The 26,064-nt window shown below is 35.7% G+C and carries 18 protein-coding genes; 14 read left to right on the forward strand and 4 right to left on the reverse strand.

Annotation, left to right across the window (positions count from 1 at the left end; all coding sequences use genetic code 11):
• Positions 1–86: 86 nt before the first annotated feature.
• Entirely contained in the window at positions 87–1,451 is a 1,365-nt protein-coding gene (dnaA, locus tag AA80_RS08885; protein WP_103877422.1) for a chromosomal replication initiator protein DnaA, read from the reverse strand.
• 615 nt (positions 1,452–2,066) lie between these two features.
• Between dnaA and AA80_RS08890 the strand changes: the two genes are divergently transcribed.
• The 5 genes from AA80_RS08890 to AA80_RS08910 all read left to right on the forward strand — a co-directional run bounded on the left by AA80_RS08890 (position 2,067) and on the right by AA80_RS08910 (position 7,578).
• On the forward strand, positions 2,067–3,572 hold the full coding sequence (locus AA80_RS08890; RefSeq protein WP_103877423.1) for an ABC transporter substrate-binding protein: 1,506 nt from the start codon (positions 2,067–2,069) through the stop codon (positions 3,570–3,572).
• Between the two features lie 108 nt (positions 3,573–3,680).
• Positions 3,681–4,688 carry an ABC transporter permease gene (locus AA80_RS08895; RefSeq protein WP_103877424.1) on the forward strand — a complete coding sequence of 336 codons (1,008 nt, stop codon included), beginning with the start codon at positions 3,681–3,683 and terminating at the stop codon, positions 4,686–4,688.
• Between the two features lie 31 nt (positions 4,689–4,719).
• Positions 4,720–5,577: an ABC transporter permease gene (locus tag AA80_RS08900; RefSeq protein WP_103877443.1), complete on the forward strand. Its 858-nt coding sequence runs from the start codon at positions 4,720–4,722 to the stop codon at positions 5,575–5,577.
• Between the two features lie 5 nt (positions 5,578–5,582).
• The gene (locus tag AA80_RS08905; RefSeq protein WP_103877425.1) at positions 5,583–6,572 is read left to right on the forward strand and encodes an ABC transporter ATP-binding protein; all 990 of its coding nucleotides are present in this window, start codon (positions 5,583–5,585) and stop codon (positions 6,570–6,572) included.
• Positions 6,565–7,578: an ABC transporter ATP-binding protein gene (locus AA80_RS08910; protein ID WP_103877426.1), complete on the forward strand. Its 1,014-nt coding sequence runs from the start codon at positions 6,565–6,567 to the stop codon at positions 7,576–7,578. The genes AA80_RS08905 and AA80_RS08910 overlap by 8 nt, the downstream gene beginning before the upstream one ends.
• Positions 7,579–7,581: 3 nt before the next feature.
• Here AA80_RS08910 and murJ read toward each other — a convergent pair whose 3' ends face one another.
• The 3 genes from murJ to AA80_RS08925 all read right to left on the reverse strand — a co-directional run bounded on the left by murJ (position 7,582) and on the right by AA80_RS08925 (position 10,703).
• Complete coding sequence (gene murJ / locus AA80_RS08915) at positions 7,582–9,066, reverse strand: murein biosynthesis integral membrane protein MurJ (RefSeq protein WP_103877427.1); 1,485 nt, start codon at positions 9,064–9,066, stop codon at positions 7,582–7,584.
• A 20-nt stretch (positions 9,067–9,086) separates the two neighbouring features.
• Positions 9,087–9,716: a uracil phosphoribosyltransferase gene (gene upp / locus AA80_RS08920; RefSeq protein WP_103877428.1), complete on the reverse strand. Its 630-nt coding sequence runs from the start codon at positions 9,714–9,716 to the stop codon at positions 9,087–9,089.
• Positions 9,717–9,806: 90 nt separating this feature from the next.
• On the reverse strand, positions 9,807–10,703 hold the full coding sequence (locus AA80_RS08925) for an aldo/keto reductase (RefSeq protein ID WP_103877429.1): 897 nt from the start codon (positions 10,701–10,703) through the stop codon (positions 9,807–9,809).
• 556 nt (positions 10,704–11,259) lie between these two features.
• On the opposite strand from AA80_RS08925, the gene AA80_RS10085 reads away from it, so the two are divergent.
• The 9 genes from AA80_RS10085 (at position 11,260) to AA80_RS08975 (ending at position 26,064) form a co-directional block, all read left to right on the forward strand.
• Positions 11,260–11,421, forward strand: a complete 162-nt coding sequence (locus tag AA80_RS10085) for a hypothetical protein (protein ID WP_158248419.1) — start codon at positions 11,260–11,262, stop codon at positions 11,419–11,421.
• Positions 11,422–11,976: 555 nt separating this feature from the next.
• Positions 11,977–12,873 carry an HAD-IIA family hydrolase gene (locus tag AA80_RS08935; RefSeq protein WP_243830530.1) on the forward strand — a complete coding sequence of 299 codons (897 nt, stop codon included), beginning with the start codon at positions 11,977–11,979 and terminating at the stop codon, positions 12,871–12,873.
• Positions 12,874–13,102: 229 nt separating this feature from the next.
• Entirely contained in the window at positions 13,103–13,624 is a 522-nt protein-coding gene (locus tag AA80_RS08940) for a methionine synthase (protein ID WP_103877431.1), read from the forward strand.
• Positions 13,617–15,941 carry a homocysteine S-methyltransferase family protein gene (locus AA80_RS08945; protein WP_103877432.1) on the forward strand — a complete coding sequence of 775 codons (2,325 nt, stop codon included), beginning with the start codon at positions 13,617–13,619 and terminating at the stop codon, positions 15,939–15,941. The genes AA80_RS08940 and AA80_RS08945 overlap by 8 nt, the downstream gene beginning before the upstream one ends.
• Before the next feature lie 743 nt (positions 15,942–16,684).
• Positions 16,685–18,010, forward strand: a complete 1,326-nt coding sequence (gene glnA / locus AA80_RS08955) for a type I glutamate--ammonia ligase (protein WP_103067526.1) — start codon at positions 16,685–16,687, stop codon at positions 18,008–18,010.
• A gap of 124 nt (positions 18,011–18,134) precedes the next feature.
• On the forward strand, positions 18,135–22,715 hold the full coding sequence (gltB, locus tag AA80_RS08960) for a glutamate synthase large subunit (RefSeq protein ID WP_103877433.1): 4,581 nt from the start codon (positions 18,135–18,137) through the stop codon (positions 22,713–22,715).
• 30 nt (positions 22,716–22,745) lie between these two features.
• Positions 22,746–24,266, forward strand: a complete 1,521-nt coding sequence (locus AA80_RS08965) for a glutamate synthase subunit beta (protein WP_103067524.1) — start codon at positions 22,746–22,748, stop codon at positions 24,264–24,266.
• Positions 24,267–24,401: 135 nt separating this feature from the next.
• Positions 24,402–25,727, forward strand: coding sequence for an ammonium transporter (locus AA80_RS08970; protein WP_103067523.1), 1,326 nt, complete (start codon positions 24,402–24,404; stop codon positions 25,725–25,727).
• 1 nt (position 25,728) lies between these two features.
• Positions 25,729–26,064: a P-II family nitrogen regulator gene (locus tag AA80_RS08975; protein WP_103067522.1), complete on the forward strand. Its 336-nt coding sequence runs from the start codon at positions 25,729–25,731 to the stop codon at positions 26,062–26,064.

The raw sequence follows: 26,064 nt of genomic DNA on the forward strand, positions 1-26,064 counted from the left end.
TTGTTGCACCAATCTGTATAGTAAAAAAAAATCGGCCTCGATTTGTTTTTATCTAAATCGTAATTTGAGGCCGATTTCTTCTGTTTTTAGATTGTAAGAATCCCTTTTTCATCTTCTAATTTATTTTTGATATTATTGATTTTATTTTTTATCATTTCATTTCCCATCAACAAAGAATGTTCTATTTTTTTTACGGAATGAATAATAGTGGAATGATTTTTATCTAATTTCTCGGAGATATCTTTAGTTTTCAACTTCATAGTAGTCTTAAAAAGATAAGCTAAAACTTGACGAGCTAAAGCTATTTCTTTTTTTCTCGATGACGAGAAGATATCCTTACGATTTATATTAAATTCAGTGGCGACCAGATCTATAACGGTATCTATTTTCACTGTTTCAAGAACTTGGGGTGATTGGAGCCTAACTTTGTTTGTGTTCATCCTGATCATTGAATTGACTATCGTTTTTGCAGATTCAATATTTACTGGTGTACCCGAAATTTGGCTTTGTAAGAGAAGGTTCATTATGGCTCCCCGAAGTTTTCTTAAGTTTGTATCTACATGTTCGGCTAAATAATAAGCGACGTCATCGGTTAGTTGAAGTGAAATCATTTGTGCCATTTTCTTTGCTATTAAATACTTTGTGGTTTTATCGGGTGCTTGTATGTCAGTTATCAAACCCATCTCAAATCTACTAATCAATCTAGGATGAAAGGTGGCCAGTTCATCAGGTGTTCTATCAGAACAAATTACTATCTGTTTTCTCGAGTTAAAAAGAGAATTAAATGTATGGAAGAGTTCACTTTGTACGGTATTTTTTCCGATTAAAAATTGAACATCATCTATCAATAAAAAATCAACATTTCTTCTAAAGCGTTCTCGAAAGTTCTCCATTTCACTTGCTCTTATTCCATCCATCATTTGATTCATAAATTCCTCAGCAGTTACATACTTCACCTTCAAATCAGGGGCGTTTTCCATCAAAAAGTTTCCTATTGCATGTAAAAGATGGGTTTTACCTAGTCCTACATCTCCATATATGAATAAAGGATTATATTTGCCAGGATTTTTGCAAACTTCCAGGGCTGAATAATAAGCTATTCTATTGGAATTTCCAGTAACAAAGCTATCAAAAGTGAACTCAGGATTAAACTCTGATAGTTTCAAAGGCCGGTTTTTTATTATTGGACCATTTACTGCATTTTTCTGTTCTTTACTAATGGGTATTTCCTTGAAAACTACCTCTAGAGGCTTACCAGCGATATTATTTATAGTTTCTTTTATTATCGAACCAAACCTTTTCTCGACGGCCTCTTTAATAAATAGATTTCCCAATCCAACGATGACCTTTTTGTCGTCTAATTCTAAAATTTGAGCCGTCGAAAGCCAGTTATTCCAGGTATCTCTAGACATGTTGGAACGTAGTTTTTCTATTAGTTCGTGCTTTTCCATTATTTTCACCCCTTGGAATAAAAACCACTATATACTTTATCATAAGGGGGCAACTTAATCAAGAAAATTTTTGATTAAAAATCTGGTTAAACGCTATTTATGCTTGATATAGAACTTATCTTTTTTAGATCCCTCATTTTAAAGTGATTTAAGAACAAAATTGAGGAATTAAAATTGTTAAATCTTTGTTGTAAAAAATAGAAATGTATAATATACAAACGTATTAATTTTAGAATAATAAATAATGTTAATATTTAATTATGTTAATTTAAAATAACTTAATTTAAGCATAGATCTATCGATAACTATAAAAATGTTCAACGCTTAAATCCAATCTTATGATATTTTTTATTCCTTCTCTCGCTAGTTATGGTTTTTTTGTTACTTGACTCTCAAAGATATTAATTATATAATAGAGATAATTAAAATAATTTTAATTAAGTTACCAAATATCGCTTTATTTTTGAAATTTTTGTCAATAAAAGAATCTCTATGAAATTCTTTTCATGTTTTTGTAAAACTAGTTATGGTTTTAATAAGTAATCATCATAAGGTATTGTTGGAGAACGACTGTTTAAGTGTTACATATCAGCACATTTTACGAGGAGGGATTTTATGAAAAGGTATTTGGTGAGTTTATTTGTTGTGTTGGTTTTATTTGTTGGAGTTTGGGCACAATCTACCATTGTTGTTGGGACAACAGACAAGATTAGAACCCTAGATCCAGCTTTGTGTTATGACTACTTTTCTAGTAACATATTACAAAATGTTTTAGCTGGACCAGTAGACTACAAGGTTAATTCTACGGAAATTGTGCCCAATTTATTCGAAAGTTGGGAAGTATCTGAAGATGGATTAGAGTATCTTTTCCATGTAAAAAAAGGTGTTGTTTTCGAAGATGGTACCCCTATAGATGCATCTGTTTTTAAATTCTCCTTCGATAGGGTGATAAAACTTGGAGGAGATCCTGCGTTCTTACTCTCAGATATAGTTGAATCAACCGAAGTGGTCGATGATTATACCTTCAAAGTAACTCTTCAGTATCCTTTTTCAGCTTTTGTTTCAGTATTAGGTTATACCGTTGGATGGCCAGTTAATCCAAAGGTATTTCCCGCAGATCGTTTTTATGATGGAGCGCCTTCCGCTTCTGGTCCATACAAAGTCACCGAATGGATAAGGGACGTAAGAATTACATTGCAAGCAAATGACAAATATTTTGGTAAAAAACCAAAAACGGATAGAATCATCATTTTATTCTACGAAAACGCTGCAACGTTGAGATTGGCTTTGGAAACCGGTGAAATAGATATTGCTTACAGACATTTAGACCCAAGAGACATACAAGATTTAAAAAGTTCTAAAAGTGTTCAAGTTATTCAGGGGGAAAGTCCACAAATCAGATATTTAGTATTCAATACACAGAAAGAACCTTTCGACAATCCTTTGGTAAGACAAGCGATTTCCTTGGCTGTTGAAAGAGATGTAATCGTCGAAGAGGTATTTTTGAATATGGCATCACCCCTATACTCTCTAGTACCAATGGGAATGTGGAGTCATGAAGACGTCTTCCAAGAAGGAGATCTTGAGGCTGCAAAACAACTTCTGTATCAAGCCGGTTACGACGAAAAAAACAAACTAGTGATTGATCTTTGGTACAGTCCTACTCATTATGGGACAACAGAAGCAGATGTAGCCCAAGTTTTAATGGAATCCTTAGAAAAGACAGGAATTATCGATATCAACTTAGAATATGCGGAATGGGCAACCTACGTTGATTATTTTTTAAACGGAGTTATGGGTATGTTCTTATTGGGTTGGTATCCTGATTACATAGACCCTGATGACTATCTCTGGCCATTCTTAAGTGAAAGTGGAGGTAGATCGTTGGGTAGTTTTTATGTTAACCCAGTAACTGAAAGTTTGATGAGAGCAGCAAGAGTAGCGACTGACCAAGAAGTTAGATCTCAATTGTACAAATTGGTCCAACAAGATCTAGCTTTCAACGCACCATACGTTTCACTTTGGCAAGGTGTAGAAACGGTAGCTGCCCAAAATAATATCAAAGGAATTTTGTTAGAACCTTCTCAGGTCTTTAGGTATTATTTGCTTTACAAGGAATAATTTTCTTAAGAATTTTTTGAACGCTTGAAACTACAACAACTGCCCCGATTTATTTAAGAATCGGGGCAATTTTAAGAAAACCAACCTCAGAAAAGAAGGGTGATCTAAGTGTCTCTGAGAAATTATATTATTGTGAGAATCTTGTTGGCAATTCCCATGCTTTTTGTTCTTTTAGTAGTTATATTTTTCGTTATTAGGATAATTCCCGGAGATCCTGTTGCAGCAATGTTAGGTGGGAAAGCCTCTCAAGAAGTTATTGAAGCCAGAAGGGCAGAATTAGGACTTAACGATCCCATACTGGTTCAATTTTTTAAATATGTAGGGGGGCTATTCAAAGGTGACTTGGGAACTTCAACAATGACGGGAAGGCCCGTACTTGATGAGATATTAGAAAGATTTCCTGCCACACTTGAATTAACGATTTTTGCATTTATTATAGCTGTAGTTATAGGGATCTTTTGGGGATCAAAAGCCGCACAAAAAAGAGACAAACCCGTAGATATAATTGCCAGAGGATTTTCGATGCTCATGTATGCTGTACCGGTATTTTGGTTTGGTCTGATGATGCAATTCATTTTTGGAATGCAGTTGAAATGGTTACCCATTGCCGGGAGGATCGGAGCTACAGTTCAATTTGAAGAAATTACAGGTTTGTTTTTACTGGATTCTCTTTTAAGAGGGAACTGGGCATCTTTTCAGGCTGCCTTAAAACATTTATTGTTGCCTGGTATTACTCTTGGCCTAGTTATCTCGAGTATTTTTTTAAGAATGGTTAGAAATAATACAATTTTAACGTTAACCTCTGACTATGTTAAATCTGCTAAAGCAAGAGGGATACCTGAAAATAGAATACTGTACAGACATGCTTTAAGGAATGCGTTGGTTCCTATATTAACGGTCATGGGATTACAGCTTGCATTATTGATGGCTGGAGCTGTTTTAACAGAAACAACTTTTTCTTGGCCAGGGATTGGAAGTTATCTCATCATGAAAATCAGATACAGAGATTTTCCCGCTATTCAAGGAGCGATAGTCTTTTTCGCCATTTTCGTAATAATAATTAATATAATAGTAGAAATTATCAACGCTTTAATAGACCCAAGGGTAAGGTACTGAGGAGGGTATAAAATTGGAAGAAAATAAATTCATTTCATCGAAGATTGGAAAGAGCTTCTCCAGATTCTTTAGAGGTTCAAATGCTTGGCTTACCTTCATAGGTATGGTTATTTTGATTTTTTATATTTTCTTGGCTATTTTTTCCCCTCAAATAGCTCCTTACGACCCCACAGAAAGGGTTGGAAGATCTTTAACCCCTCCGAGTAATGAATTCTGGTTTGGAACAGACAACCTTGGTAGGGACGTATTTAGTAGGGTTGTTTATGGGGCCAGAATTGCCTTAACAATAGCTTTTGTTTCCGTAGCAATAGCTTCAGCAATTGGTATACCGTTAGGTTTATTATCAGGATTTGTGGGAGGAATATTCGATAGAATAATGACCATAGTTATGGATGCTATATATTCCTTTCCAGGTTTAATTCTCGCCATAGCGATAGCTGCATTTTTAGGGCCGGGTATTATGAATATCGCTATTTCCATAGCCGTTGTTTACATACCCACATACTTTAGGGTCATTAGAAATCAAGTATCTTCAGTAAAAAATGAACTTTATGTCGATGGAGCCAGAGCTATAGGTGCTTCGAACTTATCTATTTTGGGGAGGTATATACTTCCAAATGTACTTCCATCCGTTGTAGTTGTGCTTTCGATGAACCTAGCAGACGCCATAATGACAGAAGCTGGATTGAGCTTTTTAGGATTGGGAATAGCTCCTCCAACTCCCGATTGGGGTTTTGATTTGAGCAATGGTCAAAGATTTATTTTGAGTGGTGCTTGGTGGGCCTTGACATTTCCAGGTGTTGCTATAATGACTGTTACACTCGGATTTTCTATGTTCAGTGAAGGTCTAAACGAGATGCTGAATCCAACAATTAGGGAAAGAAGGTAGTAAGCGTGCTTGAAGTAAAAAATCTTAAAGTCTATTATAAAAGTGAAGATGGAATTATAAAAGCGGTTGACGATGTTAGTTTTAATGTAAAAGATGGGGAAACACTTGGACTAGTGGGAGAATCAGGCTGCGGGAAATCCACCTTGGGACAAGCTATAATGAAAATATTGCCTTTAAATGCACAATTGTATGGAGAAATTAAATTAAATGGTCAAAATATAACTACAATGAACGAAAAACAAATGAGAGAAATTCGTGGTAGAGATATAACCATGATCTTTCAAGATCCGATGACTTCCTTGAACCCAATTATGAAAGTCAAAGACCTTTTTGTTGAAATTGTGAAAGCTCATTTTCCTGATATATCCGAGCAAAAAGCAATAGAAATGGGAGGAAGTGTCTTAAAAGATGTGGGAATAGATCCTAGCAGGATGAACCAGTATACATTTCAATTCAGTGGTGGTATGAGGCAAAGGGTGATGATCGCCTTAGGGCTCGTTTTAAAACCGTCTTTTGTTATTTCTGATGAGCCAACGACTTCTTTGGATGTCATAGTTCAAGCTCAAATAATAGAGTTGATGAATAAATTAAGGGACGAATACCAAATGTCCATGTTGCTTATAACACATGACTTAGGTGTAGTTGCTCAACTTGCAGATAGGATTGGAGTCATGTATGCAGGTCATTTGGTGGAAATATCTTCAAAGGAAAATATTTATTACAATCCCAAACACCCATATACAAAAGCCCTTTTAGATTCAATCCCAAATACGGATATCAAAGATAAAGATTTAAAATATATTCCTGGAAGTCCTCCAGATTTGGGTAAACCTCCGAAAGGATGTCGATTCGCACCACGGTGTGAATACGCAATGGACATCTGTCACAAACAAGAACCTAAAAGTTTTTTAATTGAAGGATCTGAAGTTAAATGCTGGCTGTATGAAAAATCTCAAGATTTAAAAAATGTAAATGTAGGTGGTACTAATGACTGAAAATACAATCTTAAAAGTTGAAGGATTAAAAAAATATTTTCCTTTAAAAAGAACGGTTGGTGAAGTTTTGACTAGAACCTCTCCTAAATATGTAAGGGCGGTAGATGAAGTTAATTTTGAAGTAAAAAAAGGTGAAACTCTTGGTTTGGTTGGGGAATCAGGAAGCGGGAAAACCACAACAGGTAGGTTAATTACAAGATTAGAAGATCCCACTGAAGGAAAAATTTTATTCAAAGAACAAGACATCAGTACCCTAACAAAAAAGGAATTAAAACACATAAGAAAAGAGATTCAAATAATCTTTCAAGATCCACTTGCAGCCTTGAATCCTCATATGAGGATTGGTGAAGCTGTGATGCATCCTCTACAAATACACAATATGGGAAAGAACCGTTATGAAAGGCAGAAGCTTGTTATGGAAATGTTGGAAAGGGTACAGTTATCCCCTGCGAATGAGTATTATTATAGATATCCTCGTGATTTATCAGGTGGCCAAAGACAAAGGGTTGTAATAGCAAGGGCTTTGATCTTAAAACCTATCTTTATTGTAGCTGATGAAGCAGTTGCGATGCTAGATGTCTCAGTTAGGTCCCAATTGTTGCAACTGATGATCAACCTAAAGAAAGATTTTGATTTGACTTATCTTTTTATCACACACGATTTAGCTACAACCAAATATATTTGTGACAGGATTGCAGTAATGTACTTGGGTAAAATTGTAGAAGTTGGAAATTTTGAGCAAATATATACAAAACCCAAACATCCATACACTCAGGCTCTAATATCAGCGGTTCCTGAGCCTGATCCAAAGAGTCAGAAAAAAAGAATAATACCTCAAGGAGAAGTTCCCAATGCCGTTAACATTCCTACAGGTTGTAGGTTTCATCCTAGATGCTCATATGCAAAAGAAATTTGTAAAATTCAAGAACCCATTTTGAAAAATGTTGAAAATCAACAAGTTGCGTGTCATCTATATGATTCGGAATACGAAAAGAGTATTGTATAGACTTTATTTCCTTTTAAAGAAAAGGTTTATAGCTAATTTTAACTTTTTTGAACCTATAATATACGCTGATAAAAAATAAACGAGGGCACTAAGAGCAATCAGAAAAACAACTAGCACTCGAGTATCAAAAAATCCTTTACAAGACACAATAAATATAGACATTATAGCGCTTGCAATGAAAATTTTAAATATTTCTACCCAATCTTCACCAGTCAAACCTTTAATAATATTGAAACCCGTCATAAACATGCCAACAATACCGGAAATAGCAGTTGCAAATGCGATACCCACAACACCAAATTTAAAAGCCAACAAAACATCGAGAAATGCGTTCACTAAAAGCATTACAACTGCCACTAAAGAAGGATACCTTGTATTTAATTTAGAGTGATAAGTTCTAATAAAGATGGTATGTAAAGAATAAAATGGAAGCCCCAGAGAATAATATAACAAGGTTTTTGCTGTTATCAACGTATCTTCAAAGGTAAAGCTACCGTGTTGATATATCAAAGCGACGATCTCTTTGTTCAAAAATATTAAACCAAACATAGATGGAATTGCCAAGAATAAAGTCAGTTCTATACTGTCTCTCAAATTCTTATTGTATTCTTTTTCATCTTTTATACTTGAAGAATACGATAATTTAGGTAAAAGGGCGTTTGCAACACTGATGGCAAATATGCTTAAAGGAAGCTGATAAATTCTTAGGGCGTATTGAATAGTTGAAACACCACCCGTACCGGTCCATGTTGCGATATTGGTATCAACCAAGGTATTCAAGGAAGCCACAGCTACTCCTAATAATGCGGGACCAAACAAGTTCATTATACTTTTCAGATCTTTGAAATTAAAATCAAGTGTCATCCGGAAAAGAATCTTTCTTAAGATATAAAAAACTAACACAAACTGTAAAACTCCTCCCACTGTGAATCCTATAGTTGGTCCTAATATTCTTGGGGAAAAGTAAGAAGATAAAAAGATAAACACAATACTGCAAATGTTAGATAAAGCCGGAGCGAAAGCAGGTCCAAAATAAATATCGTTACTATTTAAAACACCTGTAGCTACTGCCCACAAGGAGATAAAAATTATAAATGGATATGTAATTTTCAACAAATAAGAGGTTAATTCCATCGTTGATTCAGATAAACCGGTTCCCAAGACTAAAACTATTTGGTCCGAAAAGATATATACAGGTATATATAATAAAACAGTCGTTATTAATACAAACCATATTGTGGTACTGAGAAACACCTGAGAATCTTTTCCTTGTTTTCTTGTAAATAAAGGAATAAAAGCTGAGGAGAGAGCTCCATCAGCGAAGATTTTCCGAAGAAAGAAAGGGAGGATAATGGCTACTAAATATGCATCATACTCTGCACTAATTCCAAAATAATGAGCAAAGGTAGCATCCCGTAAAAGACCTAAAAATCTACTTATAAGAGTTGCCAAAGAGAAAAGAAATGTATGCCTCAACAATTTCGACATCTAATTGCCCCCGATATTCTTTATTTTGTTCTATACAGTCTATCTCCTGCATCTCCCAAGCCAGGAACGATATACGCTTTTGAATTGAGTTTACTATCCAAAGCAGCGGTGTAAATAATCACATCTGGGTTTTCACTTATAACTACGTTAACTCCCTCGGGAGCTGCTATCAAGGACATAATAGTAATATTCTGCCCTCCCTGTTTTTTCACTTGCTTTATAGCGTGGTTCATAGAATGTCCTGTGGCAAGCATAGGATCGAGAATAAAGATTTGATGGTCTTCTGTCAAAGGTGGAAACTTCACATAATACTCTATTGCATTGAGAGTTTCTGGGTCTCTATACACTCCTAAAAAACCCACACTAGCATTTGGAACTAATGAAAGTACACCATCCAACATACCTAAACCCGCTCGTAATATAGGAACTATAGTAACTTTTTTGTCTTCAACAATCTCGCCCTTCGTCAGTGCAATTGGTGTTTCAACTTCAATCTCCATAGTTGGAAGATTTCTGGCTGCTTCATAAGTAAGAAGAAGAGTTATTTCATTTAAAAGTTCCCTGAATTCTTTAGGTCCTGTTTCTTTATTTCTCATTATAGAAAGTTTGTGTTTTATCAAAGGATGATCAACGACCTGAAGATTATCCATGTAGAAAATCGCACCTCCCGAGTTATTGTTAGAAATATCTATCTAAAGCTGGATTAAACGTGATTGTAAATATCATAAAAATCAACTCCTTCACGGTACATCATGACCTAATGCAGCTTCATAGATTTTAAACCATTGCTCCCTTATCATTTCTATGTTCAGAGCTTCAACGGCATTCTTGAGTCTTTCTAATCTACCGCTTCCTGAAATAGGGATTACTCCCACAGGATGGTTTAAGAGCCAAGCGTATACAACAGTATCAATCGAATCGATACCGAGTTCTTTGCCGACTTCTTTCAACGTTGTCAATATTCTTACCGACTTGTCGTTTGAGGCATCGAATAATTTCCCACCGGCCAAAGGTGACCATGCCATAGGATTGATATTTTTTCCTTTTAGAAAATAAATATTATCGTTTTCAAAATGTTCTAAGTTAAAAGGGGAGATTTCTATTTGATTGGTCACCAAAGGAAGATTCAATTTGGATTGTAAAGCTTCAAACTGATTGATGGTGAAGTTAGATACTCCGAAGAAACGAACTTTACCAGATTTGTGTAACTCTATGAAGGCTTCTGCAATTTCTTCTAGGTTCATGAAAGGATCTGGGCGGTGTATCAAGAGTAAATCGATATAGTCGGTATGAAGATTGCGAAGGGAATTATCTACAGATTTCAGTATATGGTCTTTGCTGGTATCGTAATAATGGATTCTTTTTGTTTCTTTGTTGGGAAGAACTATACCACACTTGGTTACAATCTGGATCTTATTTCTAAGAGAAGGATTTAATTTTAAGGCTTCTCCAAATAAGCTTTCACAAGTATAATTTCCATAAATATCAGCATGATCAAAAGTAGTTACTCCTAAGTCTATCGCTTTCAAAATAAATTCTTCTGTTTCTTTTGTGGAAAGATTCCAGTCTCTAAGTCTCATCATTCCTTGTACTATTTTTGATAAGTACAAACCACTATCAGAAACGTTTATTTGCATTATTTTCACCTCACAATTTAAAAGAATTTTCACACTTTTTGTTCGATTTATTATAACATATTTTGTTCTTAGCTGTTTTTTGAAATAAAAAAAATCAATAAACTTTTAATTTTTTGATATAATCATATGTATTACCTGAATCCGTGATATAAAAGATCAGAACAATCTCCAAACATTAATAACACAATGTTTCTAGAGCATTTAATCTTTCCCCCAATAGGTGATATAATAAAAATATAATAATATACAAAGGGTGAAAGATATACAAAGATTTATACTTGTTCAATCTAATGAAGAAATAATACCTATAGGAGGATTATCTCTTGTAGGTGCACTCTTGGATAAAACTGGTTTAAACGAAAGACTCAATAAAGTTCCTCTAAAGGATCTATCTAGTATGAGAATTAGTAATAGTGATATCATAAGAAGTTAGTTGGGTCTTTTATGCCAAGGTAAAAATGATTTTCAATATATAGAAGAATTTCGTGAAGACCCTTTTTTCGAAGTCTCACTGGGTTTAGATAAAGTACCATCATGTTCTCGGATAAGGTAGAGAATGAATTTAGCATCAGAGATATTTAAGCCCATTATTAAAGAAGAATCTGAAGGTCTTCTAAGAGCGATGGATATTAAATTAACTGCTTACGCAGATAACTATATTCCACTGGATATAGATGTATCCCCCTTGATAATACGGGTACCAAAAAAGAAGGAGTAAGTTATACCTACGTCTTATCGGGCAAAGCAGCCTAAAAGACCGGAATGCACCTATTCAGAAGAAAGTGCAGAGAAGGAGACTAAAATCCGTAATACGTGATATGATTTTAATGGCTGCAAAATTAGTAAAGCACGGTGGAAGATATTTTGTAAAGTTTGGTAAACGATGCAAATGGTTCCCGGTAATAAGAAATGTATGTGATTCTATTGTTCTTAAATGCTAGAAATATTGTTGATAAGGTCATAAAATAATAAATGAAAACATCAACAGTGTTCCTAGAACAGAGTGCGTAGGCGTAGTATGCCCTTTTTTAGGCTAATATTCCTCAGATAATTAGAAGTTCTGATATTATGATGTTTTTTGTTGTTTTCTATACAATTTAGAACAAAAGTCTTGCATATTTTATTCATGTTTTTGAAGATATTTTTGACTGAATTATAATTATCACGGATTCAGGTATAAACCAGGCTACGTGGTAAAATCTTTTGCTCTTCCTTATAGGCAAACTGCGAGTCAAAAGGGTAAAGACTCCTTTTCCTTAGATGGATGGGGAGTGTGGCAAAGGGAGCGCTATTAAAACGTTTTAGAGTTTCTAAAAACAGTATTATATTTAAAAAGGTGGTTTTTACTCTGATAAACGATATAAAAACAATCGAAAAATTACAACAAATAGAACTCTTCGTTTTAGATATAGACGGCACTTTTTATGTCAGTCAAAAGTTAGTTAACGGTGCATTAAAATTCTCAAGTCTTTTGAAAAAGCAAAATAAAAAACTTGTTTTCTTAACCAACAATTCAAACAAATCAAAGAAAGAGTACCTACAAGAGTTTGACGCTTTAAACTATCCTATAAAAGAAAACGAAATCTACACCGCAGGCATAACTGCTGCAGAGTACATAAAAGATAAGTTTGGCGCAAAAAGGATTTTTTTGGTGGCTACTCCCTCAATGATACAAGAATATGAAAGATTAGGCCATTCAATTGTTACAGATTCCCCTGAGATGGTGGTAGTTACCTTTGATAAAAGCTTAACCTATGATAAGTTGGCAAAAGCTTCCATATTTGTATCTAAAGGGGCGTTCTTTTTTGTTACCAATCCAGATTTGAACTGTCCAACAGAAGAAGGCCCTATACCTGATTCAGCTGCTATTGCAAGTGTAGTATCTAGAGCATGCAATAAAGAACCTGACGTTATCTTCGGGAAACCAGATCCGAAGATCTTAGAAATGATAATGAAAGATTATCAAGTAACGCCTGAAAAAACTTGTATAGTTGGAGACAGATTGTATACCGATATATTAATTGGAATAAACGCTGGTGCATTATCTACATTAGTATTAACCGGGGAAGCGAAATTAGAGGATCTAAAAGATTCTGCCATAAAGCCGGATCTTGTAGTTAACGATTTAGGACAACTTGCGGATCTCATCATGGGTGGAGAAAGCGGCTAAAGGCATAGTATTTTATCTTTCCTTAGATGGGTGCGGATGATTTTGCTGGGTTGTGCAAAAAGATTTTTTAAAATAAACTTCGATTTTGAACTTGGGGTTCTTAAGGGGTTTGTCCCATAACGCACGGGCGAAGGGGAGCTATCATGTGACTTTCTAAAGATTTTATTTTATAGAAATAACAGGAGGGGGAATTTTTATTAAAATCTATATTCCAGAAACTTATGAAATAATGCCTCAGAAAAAAATTTACCTACTCCGAGCCGGCTTCAATGGATCTAAATTCCAAATCAGCGAAAAATTAAAAGAAGAAATAAATAAAATATATGAGCTTGGTTTAGAATTAGCACAACCAAAAGCTGTATGTGAAACGTATAAAATAGACTCACTTCCTAAAGAACTGATCCCTAAATCTTTCGAGGGTGTTAACTCAATCACTTTTTTTGTATCCACCTTAGGATACGAAATAGACCATTATATATCAAACGCAAATACTCTCTCTTCCATGTTGATGGATGCTTGGGCTTCAGAAGCTATAGAGGCTTTCAACGAATCTATCGACAAAAAGTTGAGAAAAGATTTTGGTAAAGGTACCAGGAGATTTTCTCCTGGATATTCGGATATAGATGTAAGAAAAAATTGGGATATAGTCAATAATTTACTCAAAACTGAGGTAGTAGTTGTCAACAAAGATACCGGTATTATAACTCCAAGAAAAAGTACTGTATGTATGATAGGGTGGTACGATGAATAGAAAAGATTTCGAAGAATTATTAAGTAAAAAGATACTTATTTTAGACGGGGGATATGGAACTGAATTTATAAAAAGAGGATATAAAAATATCCCTGCTGAAATTTTAAACATCAGATATCCTGAGGTAGTATATGATTTACAAAGTGAATACGTAAAATCGGGAGCGGACATCCTTTTAACCAATACGTTCAGTGCGAATCGAAAAAAACTCAAAGAATTAAATTATGAAGAAACGTTCGACAAAGTTAATGTCAAAGCTGTTGAAATTGCTAAACAAGCATCGAAAGGCAAGGCTTTAGTCTTTGGAGATCTATCCTCTCTAGGAGAGTATCCAAAGCCTATGGGAATGCTTGAAATGGACGAAGCTATAGACGAGTATTATCAGCAGGCAAAAGTGTTGTTTGAAAATGGTGTAGACGGTTTTATCGTTGAAACCATGACAGATATAAAAGAGTTAAAAGCAGCTGTGTATGGAATAAGAAAAGTCACAGAAGATTTACCTTTAATAGCTCATATGACTTTTGAAGAAAACGGTCGTTCTGTTACAGGAACTTCTGTGGAAATCTTCGCTAATGCTTTCAACGATTTAGATGTGGATGTCTTAGGAATTAATTGCACTTTAGGTCCAGAGGATCTTTTAAAAGTTTTTGAACGTCTATCTCTTTCAACAAACAAGTTCTTATCAGTTGAACCAAACGCTGGTAAACCCATTTTCGATGGAAAAGATTTGGAATACAAGATGAAGCCTGAAATATTCGGAATGTTTGTGGAAGACTATTTAGATTTAGGAGTAAATATAATCGGAGGCTGTTGTGGCACCTCTCCAGAACATATAAAAGTAATTAGAAATATGGTAAAAAGAAGGCCAAAAAAAATAATAAAAGAAATACCTATCATGTACTCTTCAAGAACAATATTAAACAAATTACATCCGTTTAGTCTTATCGGAGAGAGAATAAATCCTGCCGGGAACAAAAAACTTCAAAATGAAATCGAAGAATTCAACTTCGAAAATGTAATAAAAAGAGCTAACAGTCAAAAAAACGCCAAAGCAAATGCGATAGACGTTAACTTGGGGATCGAAAAGATTTTGAATGAAGAGCATTTCAAGCAAGTTATCATAGAGCTAGACAAGCACTCTTCTCTTCCAATTTCTTTTGACATTCAAAATATTGGATTTTTAGAAACCGCTTTAAAAGAGTACCCAGGAAGACCATTAATCAATTCTTCTAAGTTAAGTAAAAAAGATTTGGACAGAAAACTAGAGTTGATTAAAAAATATGGCGGATTACTAATTGTATTAGCACTCGAGGAAGAAATCTTAGAATCTGCTGAAGAAAGACTACAACTAGTGTTAAGAAAATGGCCGTACATAGAAAGTAAAGGAATAACTAAAGATAGAATTATAGTTGATCCATTGGTGTTGTCCCTTGCTGCCAATAATGATCCAAATATTACCCTGGAGACAGTAAAATTACTTTCACAAAATGGGTTCAATACCACTATGGGTCTTTCGAATCTTAGTTTCGGCTTACCAAACAGAAATTATATAAATGCAGCTTTTCTTTCAAGGGCAAAAGGTAAAGGCTTGACTTCAGCCATCTTAAATCCCGAAGATGAGTTCCTTATGAACACGTTGAATGGTAACCTATTGTTGGATAAAAATATTGTAATACCAAGTAAGGTTGAAAAACAAGATGAATTAACCGAGAAAATTTTACAAGGTGAAGAAGGTGAAGTAAAAGGAATCATTGAAAATCAGTTAAAAGAAAAAAGTCCATTGGAAGTTAGCCAAGATGTGCTTGGTAAAGCAATGGAAAAGATTGGAGACCTCTACGCACAAGGGAATATATATCTCCCAGAGTTGTTGTTAGCTGCTGAAACTGTCAAACCCATTTTTGATTACTTAAACAATTTGATTCCTGAATCTCAAAACGATAAAAAAGCTAAAGTCGTACTAGCCACGGTAGAAGGGGATATACACGATATTGGTAAAAATATAGTAGCAGCGGTATTAAGAAGCGCTAACTTCAGAATTATAGATCTTGGCAAAGATGTGGAAACTTCTTTAATAATCGATGCTGTGAAAAAAGAAAAGCCCAATATTTTAGGATTATCAGCTATGATGACAACTACCGTGGGAAAGATAGAAGAGGTGGTAAATGAACTAAAAAAATTAAGTATTAAGGTGAAAGTTATTGCCGGCGGTGCCTCGATGAACAGAAAACTTGCTGAAACCTTTGGCTGCGATGCCTACGCTAAAGATGCAAGCGAAGGGCTCAAGATATGTAAAAGCTGGGTCAATCTGAATTCATAATCGTGCATCTTTCGATTTTTATATATCAAAAATGTTAATAAAAAGAAAATGTTTTGTATCGTTAAAATATGATAAAATTTATCGATTTTCTTAAGATACTTGTAAATAAAAGGTTTCGAGCGAATATAACGAAATTTTTTTCAAATTTTGATAAATGGAGATTTCAGTGTATAATCGCAAATAAATACTTCTAATCATAAATATTTACCAATAATTAGAAATAATGAAACATTTTTCAATTTAAGCTAATTAATGAAAATAATATCTTAATAGGCGGAAGCGTTTGCTGCAGTATGCAAACTAAGTTTTTAAATGATTTTGGCCTTTAATTTGAGGTTTTTAAGGGGTTTACCCTTTTGCAGTCTTGTGCAAAAAGCTTTTTTATAATAATCTTTGATTTTGAATTTGGGGATCTTAAGGGGTTCACCCTTTTGCAGTCTTGTGCAAAAAGCTTTTTTATAATAAACTTCGATTTTGAATTTGGGGATCTTAAGGGGTTTACCCTTTTGCAGTCTTGTGCAAAAAGCTTTTTTATAATAATCTTTGATTTTGAATTTGGGGATCTTAAGGGGTTTACCCTTTTGCAGTCTTGTGCAAAAAGCTTTTTTATAATAATCTTTGATTTTGAATTTGGGGATCTTAAGGGGATTACCCCTTAACGTTCGGGTGAAGGGCTGCTAAATCAAGTTTTTGAGTTACTAATGACATCAAAAATTCTACTTTATTGGGAGGGGAAAAAATTTATGACAAAAGAGGAATTATTGGAACAGATAGAAAGTCAAGGTATAAAGTATATTAGACTCCAGATTACAGATATCAACGGTGCTTTGAAAAACGTCGAAATTCCATCTACAGAGTTAGAATCTTCCTTGACTAATGGGACTATGTTTGATGGTTCATCGATTGAAGGGCTTGTTAGAATCAATGAATCCGATATGTTGCTTAAACCGGATATAGACACCTTTACAGTTTTACCATGGACCGTTGAAAGGGAAAAAGTAGGTAGGTTTATTTGTGATATTTATACTTCTGATGATAAGCATTTTCCGGGAGATCCAAGGTATGTGTTGAAGAAAGTCATGAATGAGATGAAAGAGTACGGCTATATCCCATATGCTGGTCCGGAACCAGAATTTTTTATTCTTCCAAGGGATGAGAAAACGAGGCAGCCAGTATTATCTCCTCTTGATAAAGGAGGCTATTTTGATTTACTTCCCATAGATTTAGGGGAAAGGGTTAGAAAAAACATGGTGGAAACTCTACAAAGTATGGGTATTCGAGTGGAGGCTGCTCACCACGAAGTAGCGAATTCTCAACATGAGATTGATTTCAGGTACGACAACGCCCTAAAAACGGCTGACAATATTCAAACTTTTAAATTGGTTGTAAGGACGATAGCTCTATTGAATGGATTGTGGGCAACGTTTATGCCTAAGCCATTTTTTGGTATGAATGGTTCAGGGATGCATACCCACTTGAGTATCTTTAAAGACGGAAAGAATATCTTTTACGATCCTAACGGTACTTATCAGTTAAGTAATGAGCTTAGATGGTTTATTGGAGGAGTTTTTAAACATATTGATACGATAACCGTTTTGGCAAATCCAACGATAAACTCATATAAAAGGTTAGTTCCCGGATACGAAGCCCCTGTTAACATCGCATGGTCCGTATCAAACAGAAGTGCTTTAGTGAGGATACCGATGTCGAGAGGTGAAGGAACTAGGTTAGAACTGAGATCTCCAGATCCAACAGCAAATCCTTATTTACTGTTAGCAAGTGTATTTTCATCTGGTTTAGAAGGTATAAAAAACAAGATAGAACCTCCTCAACCTGTTGATGGAAATATTTACGAAATGGACTACAAAGAAAAGAACGAAAAAAATATTAGATATTTACCTGGTTCACTCCAAGAATCCTTGGAAGCTCTGAAAAAAGATGAATTTATGAAAGAAGTCTTGGGAAAACATATATTTGAAAAATTTATAGAATTAAAAGAAAAGGAGATTGAAGAGTTTAAGATAGCGGTAACAGATTGGGAGATTAGTAAGTACATAAACCAATTTTGATAAACCTTTAATATCTATTATTATTATTATTTTCTTTTTTTGTACATAAAACCGGGGTTCCAAAAAGTATTATACAGAAACACGCTGTATTGGGGCAGTCTCCAATATGTGAGGGAGGGTTAAAATGAATAATGGACTTTACGATCCAAAGTTTGAGCATGATGCTTGTGGAGTTGGATTAGTTGCAAGTACAAAAGGAATAAAGTCACATGAAATAGTTGACAAATCGTTGACCGTTTTAAAAAATATGGCTCATCGTGGCGCACGAGGTAGAGAAGAAAACGATGGGGACGGAGCAGGGGTACTGCTGCAGCTTCCCCATGATTTTTTAATAAACGTATCAAAACGCTTAGGACTCACGCTTCCAAATCAAAGTGAATATGCCGTGGGTATGATTTTCTGCTTCCAGGATAAAACACTTATAAATATCTTCAAACAACAATTTGAAAAAATAGTCACCAATCAAGGCCAAAAGGTGATAGGTTGGAGGGATGTACCTATCAACAAAGCATTTGTTGGCCCAACTGCATTAAAAAGTATGCCATCTTTTCTACAAGTTTTTATCGCTAAGAATCCTACCTTGAAATCTGAAATAGAATTTGAACGAAAATTGTACCTAATTAGGAAAAAAAGTGAAAAAGAGATAAAAATACCGTACACAGCTGAAAATAAAACCTTTTATATAGCCAGTTTATCTTCTAAAACAATTGTTTATAAAGGGATGTTAACAGCGGAACAATTAAAGTACTTTTTCCCTGATTTGACTGATCCTCTTTTCAAATCGGCTTTTTCTATTGTACACTCAAGATTCAGCACGAACACATTTCCCAGTTGGGAACGAGCTCACCCCTATAGGTATATGGTTCACAACGGAGAGATAAACACTATAATTGGTAACGTTAATTGGATGAGGGCAAGGCAATCCAAGGTAAACACTGATATCTTTGAAGAAAACATCAACGATATTTTTCCCATAATCGATGAGGATGGTAGTGATTCAGCAATGTTTGACAACAATTTAGAATTCCTTTATTTATCTGGTAGATCGTTACCACATTCGATAATGATGATGATACCAGAACCTTGGGAAAACAATCAAACAATGGATGCAGAAAAGAAAGCTTTTTATGAATTTCATAGTTGCTTAATGGAACCTTGGGATGGTCCTGCGGCGATTATTTTTACCGATGGTACCAAAGTAGGTGCAACACTGGACAGAAACGGATTAAGGCCATTAAGATACTACATAACGAATGATGAATTGGTACTTGCTTCAGAAGCTGGGGTCCTTGAAATACCTCCTCAAAAGATTTCAACTAAGGGAAGGATCACGCCAGGGAATATGTTGTTGCTGGATATTGACACAGGTCGAATTCTAAATGACGAAGAGATAAAACGACCGATAATTTCAGAAAAGCCCTATTTTTCATGGGTAAAAGAGAACATTGTGAATCTTGAAGATCTTCCTGAGCATCCAAAAAAGGGAAATACAGAAATTGATAATGTATCTTTAAATACAAAACAAAAATGTTTTGGTTACACATTTGAAGACATTGAAATGATCATAGAACCTATGGTTATAGATGCTTCTGACCCCGTCGGGGCTATGGGGGATGACACACCTTTGGCCGTTTTATCTGAACGTCCAAAGTTGTTGTATGAATATTTTAAACAGCTTTTCGCTCAAGTAACCAATCCTCCAATAGATGCGATAAGAGAAAAAATTGTCACCTCTACCCATCTTTACATAGGTTCTGAAGGTAATCTTATTGATCCATCATCCATCAGTTGTAGGCAAATTAAGATCAAAAACCCTATTCTTACCAATGATGAAATGGAAAAGATAAAAAATATTGACTTAGAAGGTTTTAAAGCTGTTACCTTACCCATCTTATACAAGGTAAAAGATGGAGAAGAAGGATTAAAAAAGGCGATTACAAACCTCTTTCAAAAAGCAGATTCTGCCATAAACGATGGTGCTAACATATTGATATTGACAGATAAAGGAATTAACCAAAATTATGCGCCAATTCCAGCTTTATTGGCTGTATCGGGTCTTCATCACCATTTGGTTAGAAGAGAAAATAGAACAGAGATTGGAATAATTTTGGAATCTGCAGAACCAAGAGAAGCACACCATTTTTGTACGCTCCTAAGTTATGGAGCTTCTGCTATCAATCCATATCTCACCTATGAAAGTATTGAAAGTTTAGTTAACAAAGGATACATTAAAGGGTTGAAATATGAAGAAGCCGTTCAAAGGTATAAAGATGCAGCCTTGAGAGGTATTCAAAAAGTATTATCAAAGCTTGGGATCTCAACCCTTCAAGGCTATCAAGGTGCTCAAACCTTCGAAATAGTAGGGATAAAAAAGTCTATCGTAAAGCAATTTTTTACGGGAACCACTTCACAAATAGAAGGAATAGGTATAAAAGAAATAGCTCAAGAAGTTTCTAAACGCCATTCAAATGCATTTAATCAGGTTAATAAAGGATCGGAGCTTGAGTCAGAAGGCCTTATAAAATGGAGGGCAAAAGGTGAGTATCACTTGTATAACCCTAAATCCATCTATTATTTACAAAATGCTGTTAAAAACAACGATTATGAGCTTTTCAAAAAGTTTTCACAATCTATAGTCGACGAAGATGCCAAATTATACAGTTTGAGAAGTCTTTTTGAGTTAAATTTCGATAAAACGAAAGCAATTCCCATTGACGAAGTAGAACCTGTGGAATCGATTGTTAAAAGGTTCAAAGCAGGAGCTATGTCTTTCGGGTCAATAAGTCAAGAAGCCCACGAGGCCATAGCAATAGCTATGAATCGAATAGGTGCAAAGAGTAACACAGGTGAAGGTGGAGAGGATTCAAACCGTTTCGCAAAAGAACAAAATGGGGATTCAAAGAATAGTTCAATAAAGCAGGTGGCTTCTGGAAGATTTGGAGTCACGATCAACTACTTAAGCAACGCTCAAGAGATCCAAATAAAGATAGCCCAAGGTGCAAAACCTGGAGAAGGTGGAGAGCTACCTGGGAAAAAGGTCTATCCATGGGTGGCAAAGGTAAGGAACTCTATTCCAGGAGTTACTCTTATTTCACCACCTCCACATCACGATATCTACTCGATAGAAGATTTGGCTGAATTGATATACGACCTAAAAAACGCTAATAGAAACGCTCGAATAAACGTAAAATTGGTTTCAAAATCTGGTGTAGGTACTATAGCAGCGGGTGTAGCAAAAGCTGGAGCGGATGTAATATTGATAAGCGGTTTTGATGGCGGTACAGGGGCTTCACCACGTACTAGTATAAGGCATGCGGGTATGCCATGGGAGTTAGGATTGGCTGAAACTCATCAAAACTTGGTGATGAACAAGTTGAGAGACAGGGTTACTTTGGAAACGGATGGTAAGTTGCTAACTGGAAAAGACATAGTGATTGCAGCACTTTTAGGCGCAGAAGAGTTTGGGTTTGCCACAATTGTGTTAGTTGCCTTAGGTTGTGTCATGATGAGAGTTTGCAATTTGGATACATGTCCTGTGGGAATTGCGACACAAAACCCTGAACTGAGAAAAAATTTCAAAGGCGATCCTCAATACGTTGTCAATCTCATGTACTTTCTCGCATCTGAAGTAAGAGAATATATGGCTAAGTTAGGATTCAGAGCGGTTAGTGAAATGGTTGGACGCGTTGATAAATTAAGACAAAAAGAAATAAAAAATCATTGGAAAACACATAGTATTGATCTTTCAAAATTATTATACAAACCAGAAATAAAAAATTACTCATTCAGCCAATATCCTAAACCAATAAACAACGGTTTATCAGATACCTTGGACATAACTAAATTACTTCCCATTTGCCAGAATGCGCTAGAATACGGAGAAAAGATTGAGGCCACTGTAGATATAAAAAATGTGAATAGAACCGTTGGAACAATTTTGGGAAGTGAAATAATTAAAAGATATGGTGAGGAAGGTTTGCCTGAAGATACAATAGAAATACATTTCAAAGGATCAGCTGGCCAAAGTTTTGGAGCCTTCATACCCAAGGGGGAAACGTTGATATTAGAAGGTGATTCAAACGATTACATAGCGAAAGGTTTATCGGGCGGAAAAATTATAGTATACCCCCCCAAGGATTCTCGATTCTATGCGGAAGAAAATGTAATTGTTGGTAACGTTGCATTGTATGGAGCAACAAGCGGAGAAACATACATCAGTGGTTTAGCAGGTGAACGTTTCGCGGTCAGAAACAGTGGGGCTACTGCTGTTGTCGAAGGTGTTGGCGAACATGGATGTGAATATATGACAGGTGGGAAGGTTGTTATACTTGCTAAAACGGGTAGAAACTTCGCCGCAGGTATGTCAGGTGGAATAGCCTACGTACATGACAAAGACAATAGCTTTGAATCCAAATGTAACAAAGATACCGTTTTGTTGGAAAAGATTGAAGATGAGAACGAAGAGAACGAAGTGAAACAGTTGATAAAAAAGCATTACAAGTACACGAGTAGTAAGGTGGCTAAAAACATTTTGGACAACTGGGGAAAAGCTAAGGAAAGATTCGTTAAGGTTATACCCAAAGATTACAAGAGAATGATGAAGGCTGTAAATAGAGTACATATCGATGGGATTACCGGAGAAGAAGCTCTTATGAAGGCATTTAAAGATAATTACAAGCAACAATCTTTGGTTCAAACGCATTGAACATTCGCAATTTGTAAAGGAGGTCACTATATGGGCGACCCTCAAGGATTTCTAAAGTATGAGAGAAAAACCCCTGAAGAAAGATCCTCAAAGATAAGAATAAATGATTGGGAAGAATTATATATAGAAATGGAAAAAGATGAACTCCGAATGCAAGCAGCAAGATGTATGAACTGTGGCACGCCGTTTTGCCATTCTGGCATATTGATAAATCATATGGTCTCGGGGTGCCCTTTGAATAATTTGATTCCAGAATGGAACGATTTAGTATATAGAAACCTTTGGAGAGAAGCTTACGAAAGGTTGATCGAAACAAATAGTTTCCCAGAATTCACAGGGAGGGTCTGTCCGGCTCCATGCGAAAAAGCTTGTGTAAACAATTTGGTAAAGGATCCGGTTTCCATTAAAAGTATTGAATATTATATTATAGAAGAAGCATTCAAAAATGGTTGGGTAGAAGTGGATAAACCATCTTACTCTACTGGTAAAAAGGTGGCTGTTGTAGGTTCTGGACCGGCAGGGTTATCATGTGCTTGGGAGTTAAACAGATATGGTCATGAAGTTACCGTTTTTGAAAAGAATGATTACCCTGGGGGTTTATTGACTTACGGCATACCAAATATGAAATTGGACAAAAAGATTGTAAAAAGACGTATAGAATTGATGGGAAAATCAGGTATACAATTCAAGACTAATGTGGACGTTGGTAAAGATTACCCAGCTCAAAAGCTAAAAGAAGAGTTTGATGCCGTTGTATTATGTGGAGGTACCGCTAAAGCGAGAGATCTAAATGTGGAGGGAAGAAACCTAAACGGGATATACTTTGCCACAGAATTTTTGAAGAGTGCGAACGAGAGAATACTGTCTCAACTTTTAAAAAGTGAAAAAGATATTGAGGAGATCTCTGCCAAGGGTAAGAGTGTTATCGTAATCGGAGGAGGCGATACAGGAACGGATTGTGTGGGCGTTAGTTTAAGACAGGGTTGTAAAAGCGTGGTACAGTTTGAAATTATGGACAAACCTCCACTTTTAAGGGGGCAAAACAATCCTTGGCCAGAATGGCCCAAAGTTTTAACTGTTGATTATGCTCAGGAGGAATATGCAGAACTATTCGGTAAAGATCCGAGATTGTATAACATTTCAACTAAAAGATTTGTTGGAGATACAAAAGGTAATGTTAAAGAGGTCCATACCGTTGAAGTAGAATGGGAACAGGATAAAACAGGGAAATTGTTTCCAAGAAAAATAGACGGAACAGAAAAGGTATGGAAAGCAGATTTAGTTCTGTTAGCCTTGGGATTCTTAGGCCCTGAAAAGTATTTAATTGAGCAGCTAAATGTAGAAATAGATAAAAGATCAAACGTTAAAACGGAAGAAGGAAAATATTCGACAAATGTAGAAGGGATTTTTTCAGCTGGAGATATGAGAAGGGGACAAAGTTTGGTAGTATGGGCAATAAATGAAGCGAAACAAGCGGCAAAAGAGTGTAATGAATACTTAATTTCTTCCAATAATAACAATAATAAACAGCGTCGGCTCAAAACGCTGTAGTATTGTTGTTATAAAGCCGACGCAGAAAAATTAATGCGTCGGTTTTTTTATTTTGTAATGGGAGGTGAAAAAAGTCTACGTTAAGTACCATATTCTGGGGTTTGTAAAAAATAAAAAAAGGAGTGTGAGGGTATTATGAAAAGAGCTTGGAAGGGTTTGTTGATGTTGTCCGTTGCCTTTATTTTTCCAACCGTCTTACTTGCAGATAGTTTTACTATGGAGGACGTGGTACGCTCCATCGATACTATGTGGACTTTACTCGCAGCGTTTTTAGTGTTTTTTATGCAAGCTGGATTTGCGCTCGTGGAAGCAGGGTTTACAAGATCAAAGAACACGGTAAACATCATCATGAAAAACTTTACGGATTTTTTAGTGGGCTCAATACTTTACTGGCTAGTAGGATTTACTATTATGTTTGGGCTTGGGAATGCTTTCATAGGTTGGCAAGGAAGTTTTGAATATCTGGGATTAAACATTCCGCTTAACGCTTTTTTAATATTCCAGACGGTATTTGCTGCAACCGCTGCAACTATAGTATCGGGAACAATGGCGGAAAGAACTAAATTCACAGGTTATCTGATCTACAGTGTTTTCATCAGTGCATTTATATATCCCATAGTTGGTCATTGGATATGGGGTGGAGGTTGGTTATCAGATATGGTTGATTTTGCAGGTTCCACAGTTGTCCATTCCGTAGGCGGATGGGCTGCACTGATGGGAACAATGGTTTTAGGGCCAAGAACCGGTAAATACAGATCAGATGGAACGCCGAATAAGATTCCAGGACATAGCTTAGTTTTAGCTGCTTTAGGGGTTTTCATACTATGGTTTGGATGGTTTGGTTTTAACCCGGGAAGTACCATTTCAGGTTTAAATCTCAAAATCGCTGATATAGCGATGACTACAAATTTAGCTGCCGCATCAGGAGGGTTGGGGGCGTTGACGATAGGTTGGTTTATTTACAAAAAACCGGACGTCAACTCTACCCTAAATGGTGTTTTAGCTGGATTGGTTGGGATCACCGCCGGCACCGCCAGTGTTACTAACGTGGGAGCTGCTATAATAGGTGCTTTATCCGGTAGTTTAGTTGTTCTAGCTATAGAATTTTTCGACAAAATACATATCGATGATCCCGTTGGAGCGATCTCTGTTCATGGAGTTGGCGGAGCATTCGGTACATTAATGGTTGGAATATTTGCTGTGGACGGTGGATTGCTCTACGGTGGAGGAGTAAACCTGTTTTTAACCCAGCTTAAAGGGGTGTTAGCTGTTGCAGGTTGGACCCTTGCAACTACTTACATCCTTTTTAAAAGTATCGATTTAACAATAGGTTTAAGGATTGATTCTACTAGTGAAATAGAGGGCTTAGATTTTGTAGAGCATGGATCTGTCAGTTATCCTGATTTAACTCCGCTTAAAGGTCGAAGCGTGAGAGTAAAAATTGATGAGGAGGGTGAATAATATGGGATACAAAAAAATTGAATGCTTTATCAGGCCAGAAAAATTTGAGGAAGTCATTGTAGGATTAGAAAAAGTAGGTATCGAGGGCATTAATGTTGATAAGATCTATGGATATGGTAGTCAAAAAGGTGAGGAAAAAGAGGTAGAAAATTACAAACAGAAAAAAGAATATGAAGTAAAATTCAAGGAAAAGGTCAAGTTAGAAATAGTTACCGAAGAGAGTAAAGTCGAAAAAATTATAGAAACTATAAAAACACACGCGCAAACAGGTAAGATAGGTGATGGAAAGATTTATATTACACCGGTAGAAGAAAGTATAAAAATACGAACCACTTAA

Origin of the sequence: Petrotoga sibirica DSM 13575 (assembly GCF_002924625.1) — a bacterium.
Classification (GTDB): Bacteria; Thermotogota; Thermotogae; order Petrotogales; family Petrotogaceae; genus Petrotoga; species Petrotoga sibirica.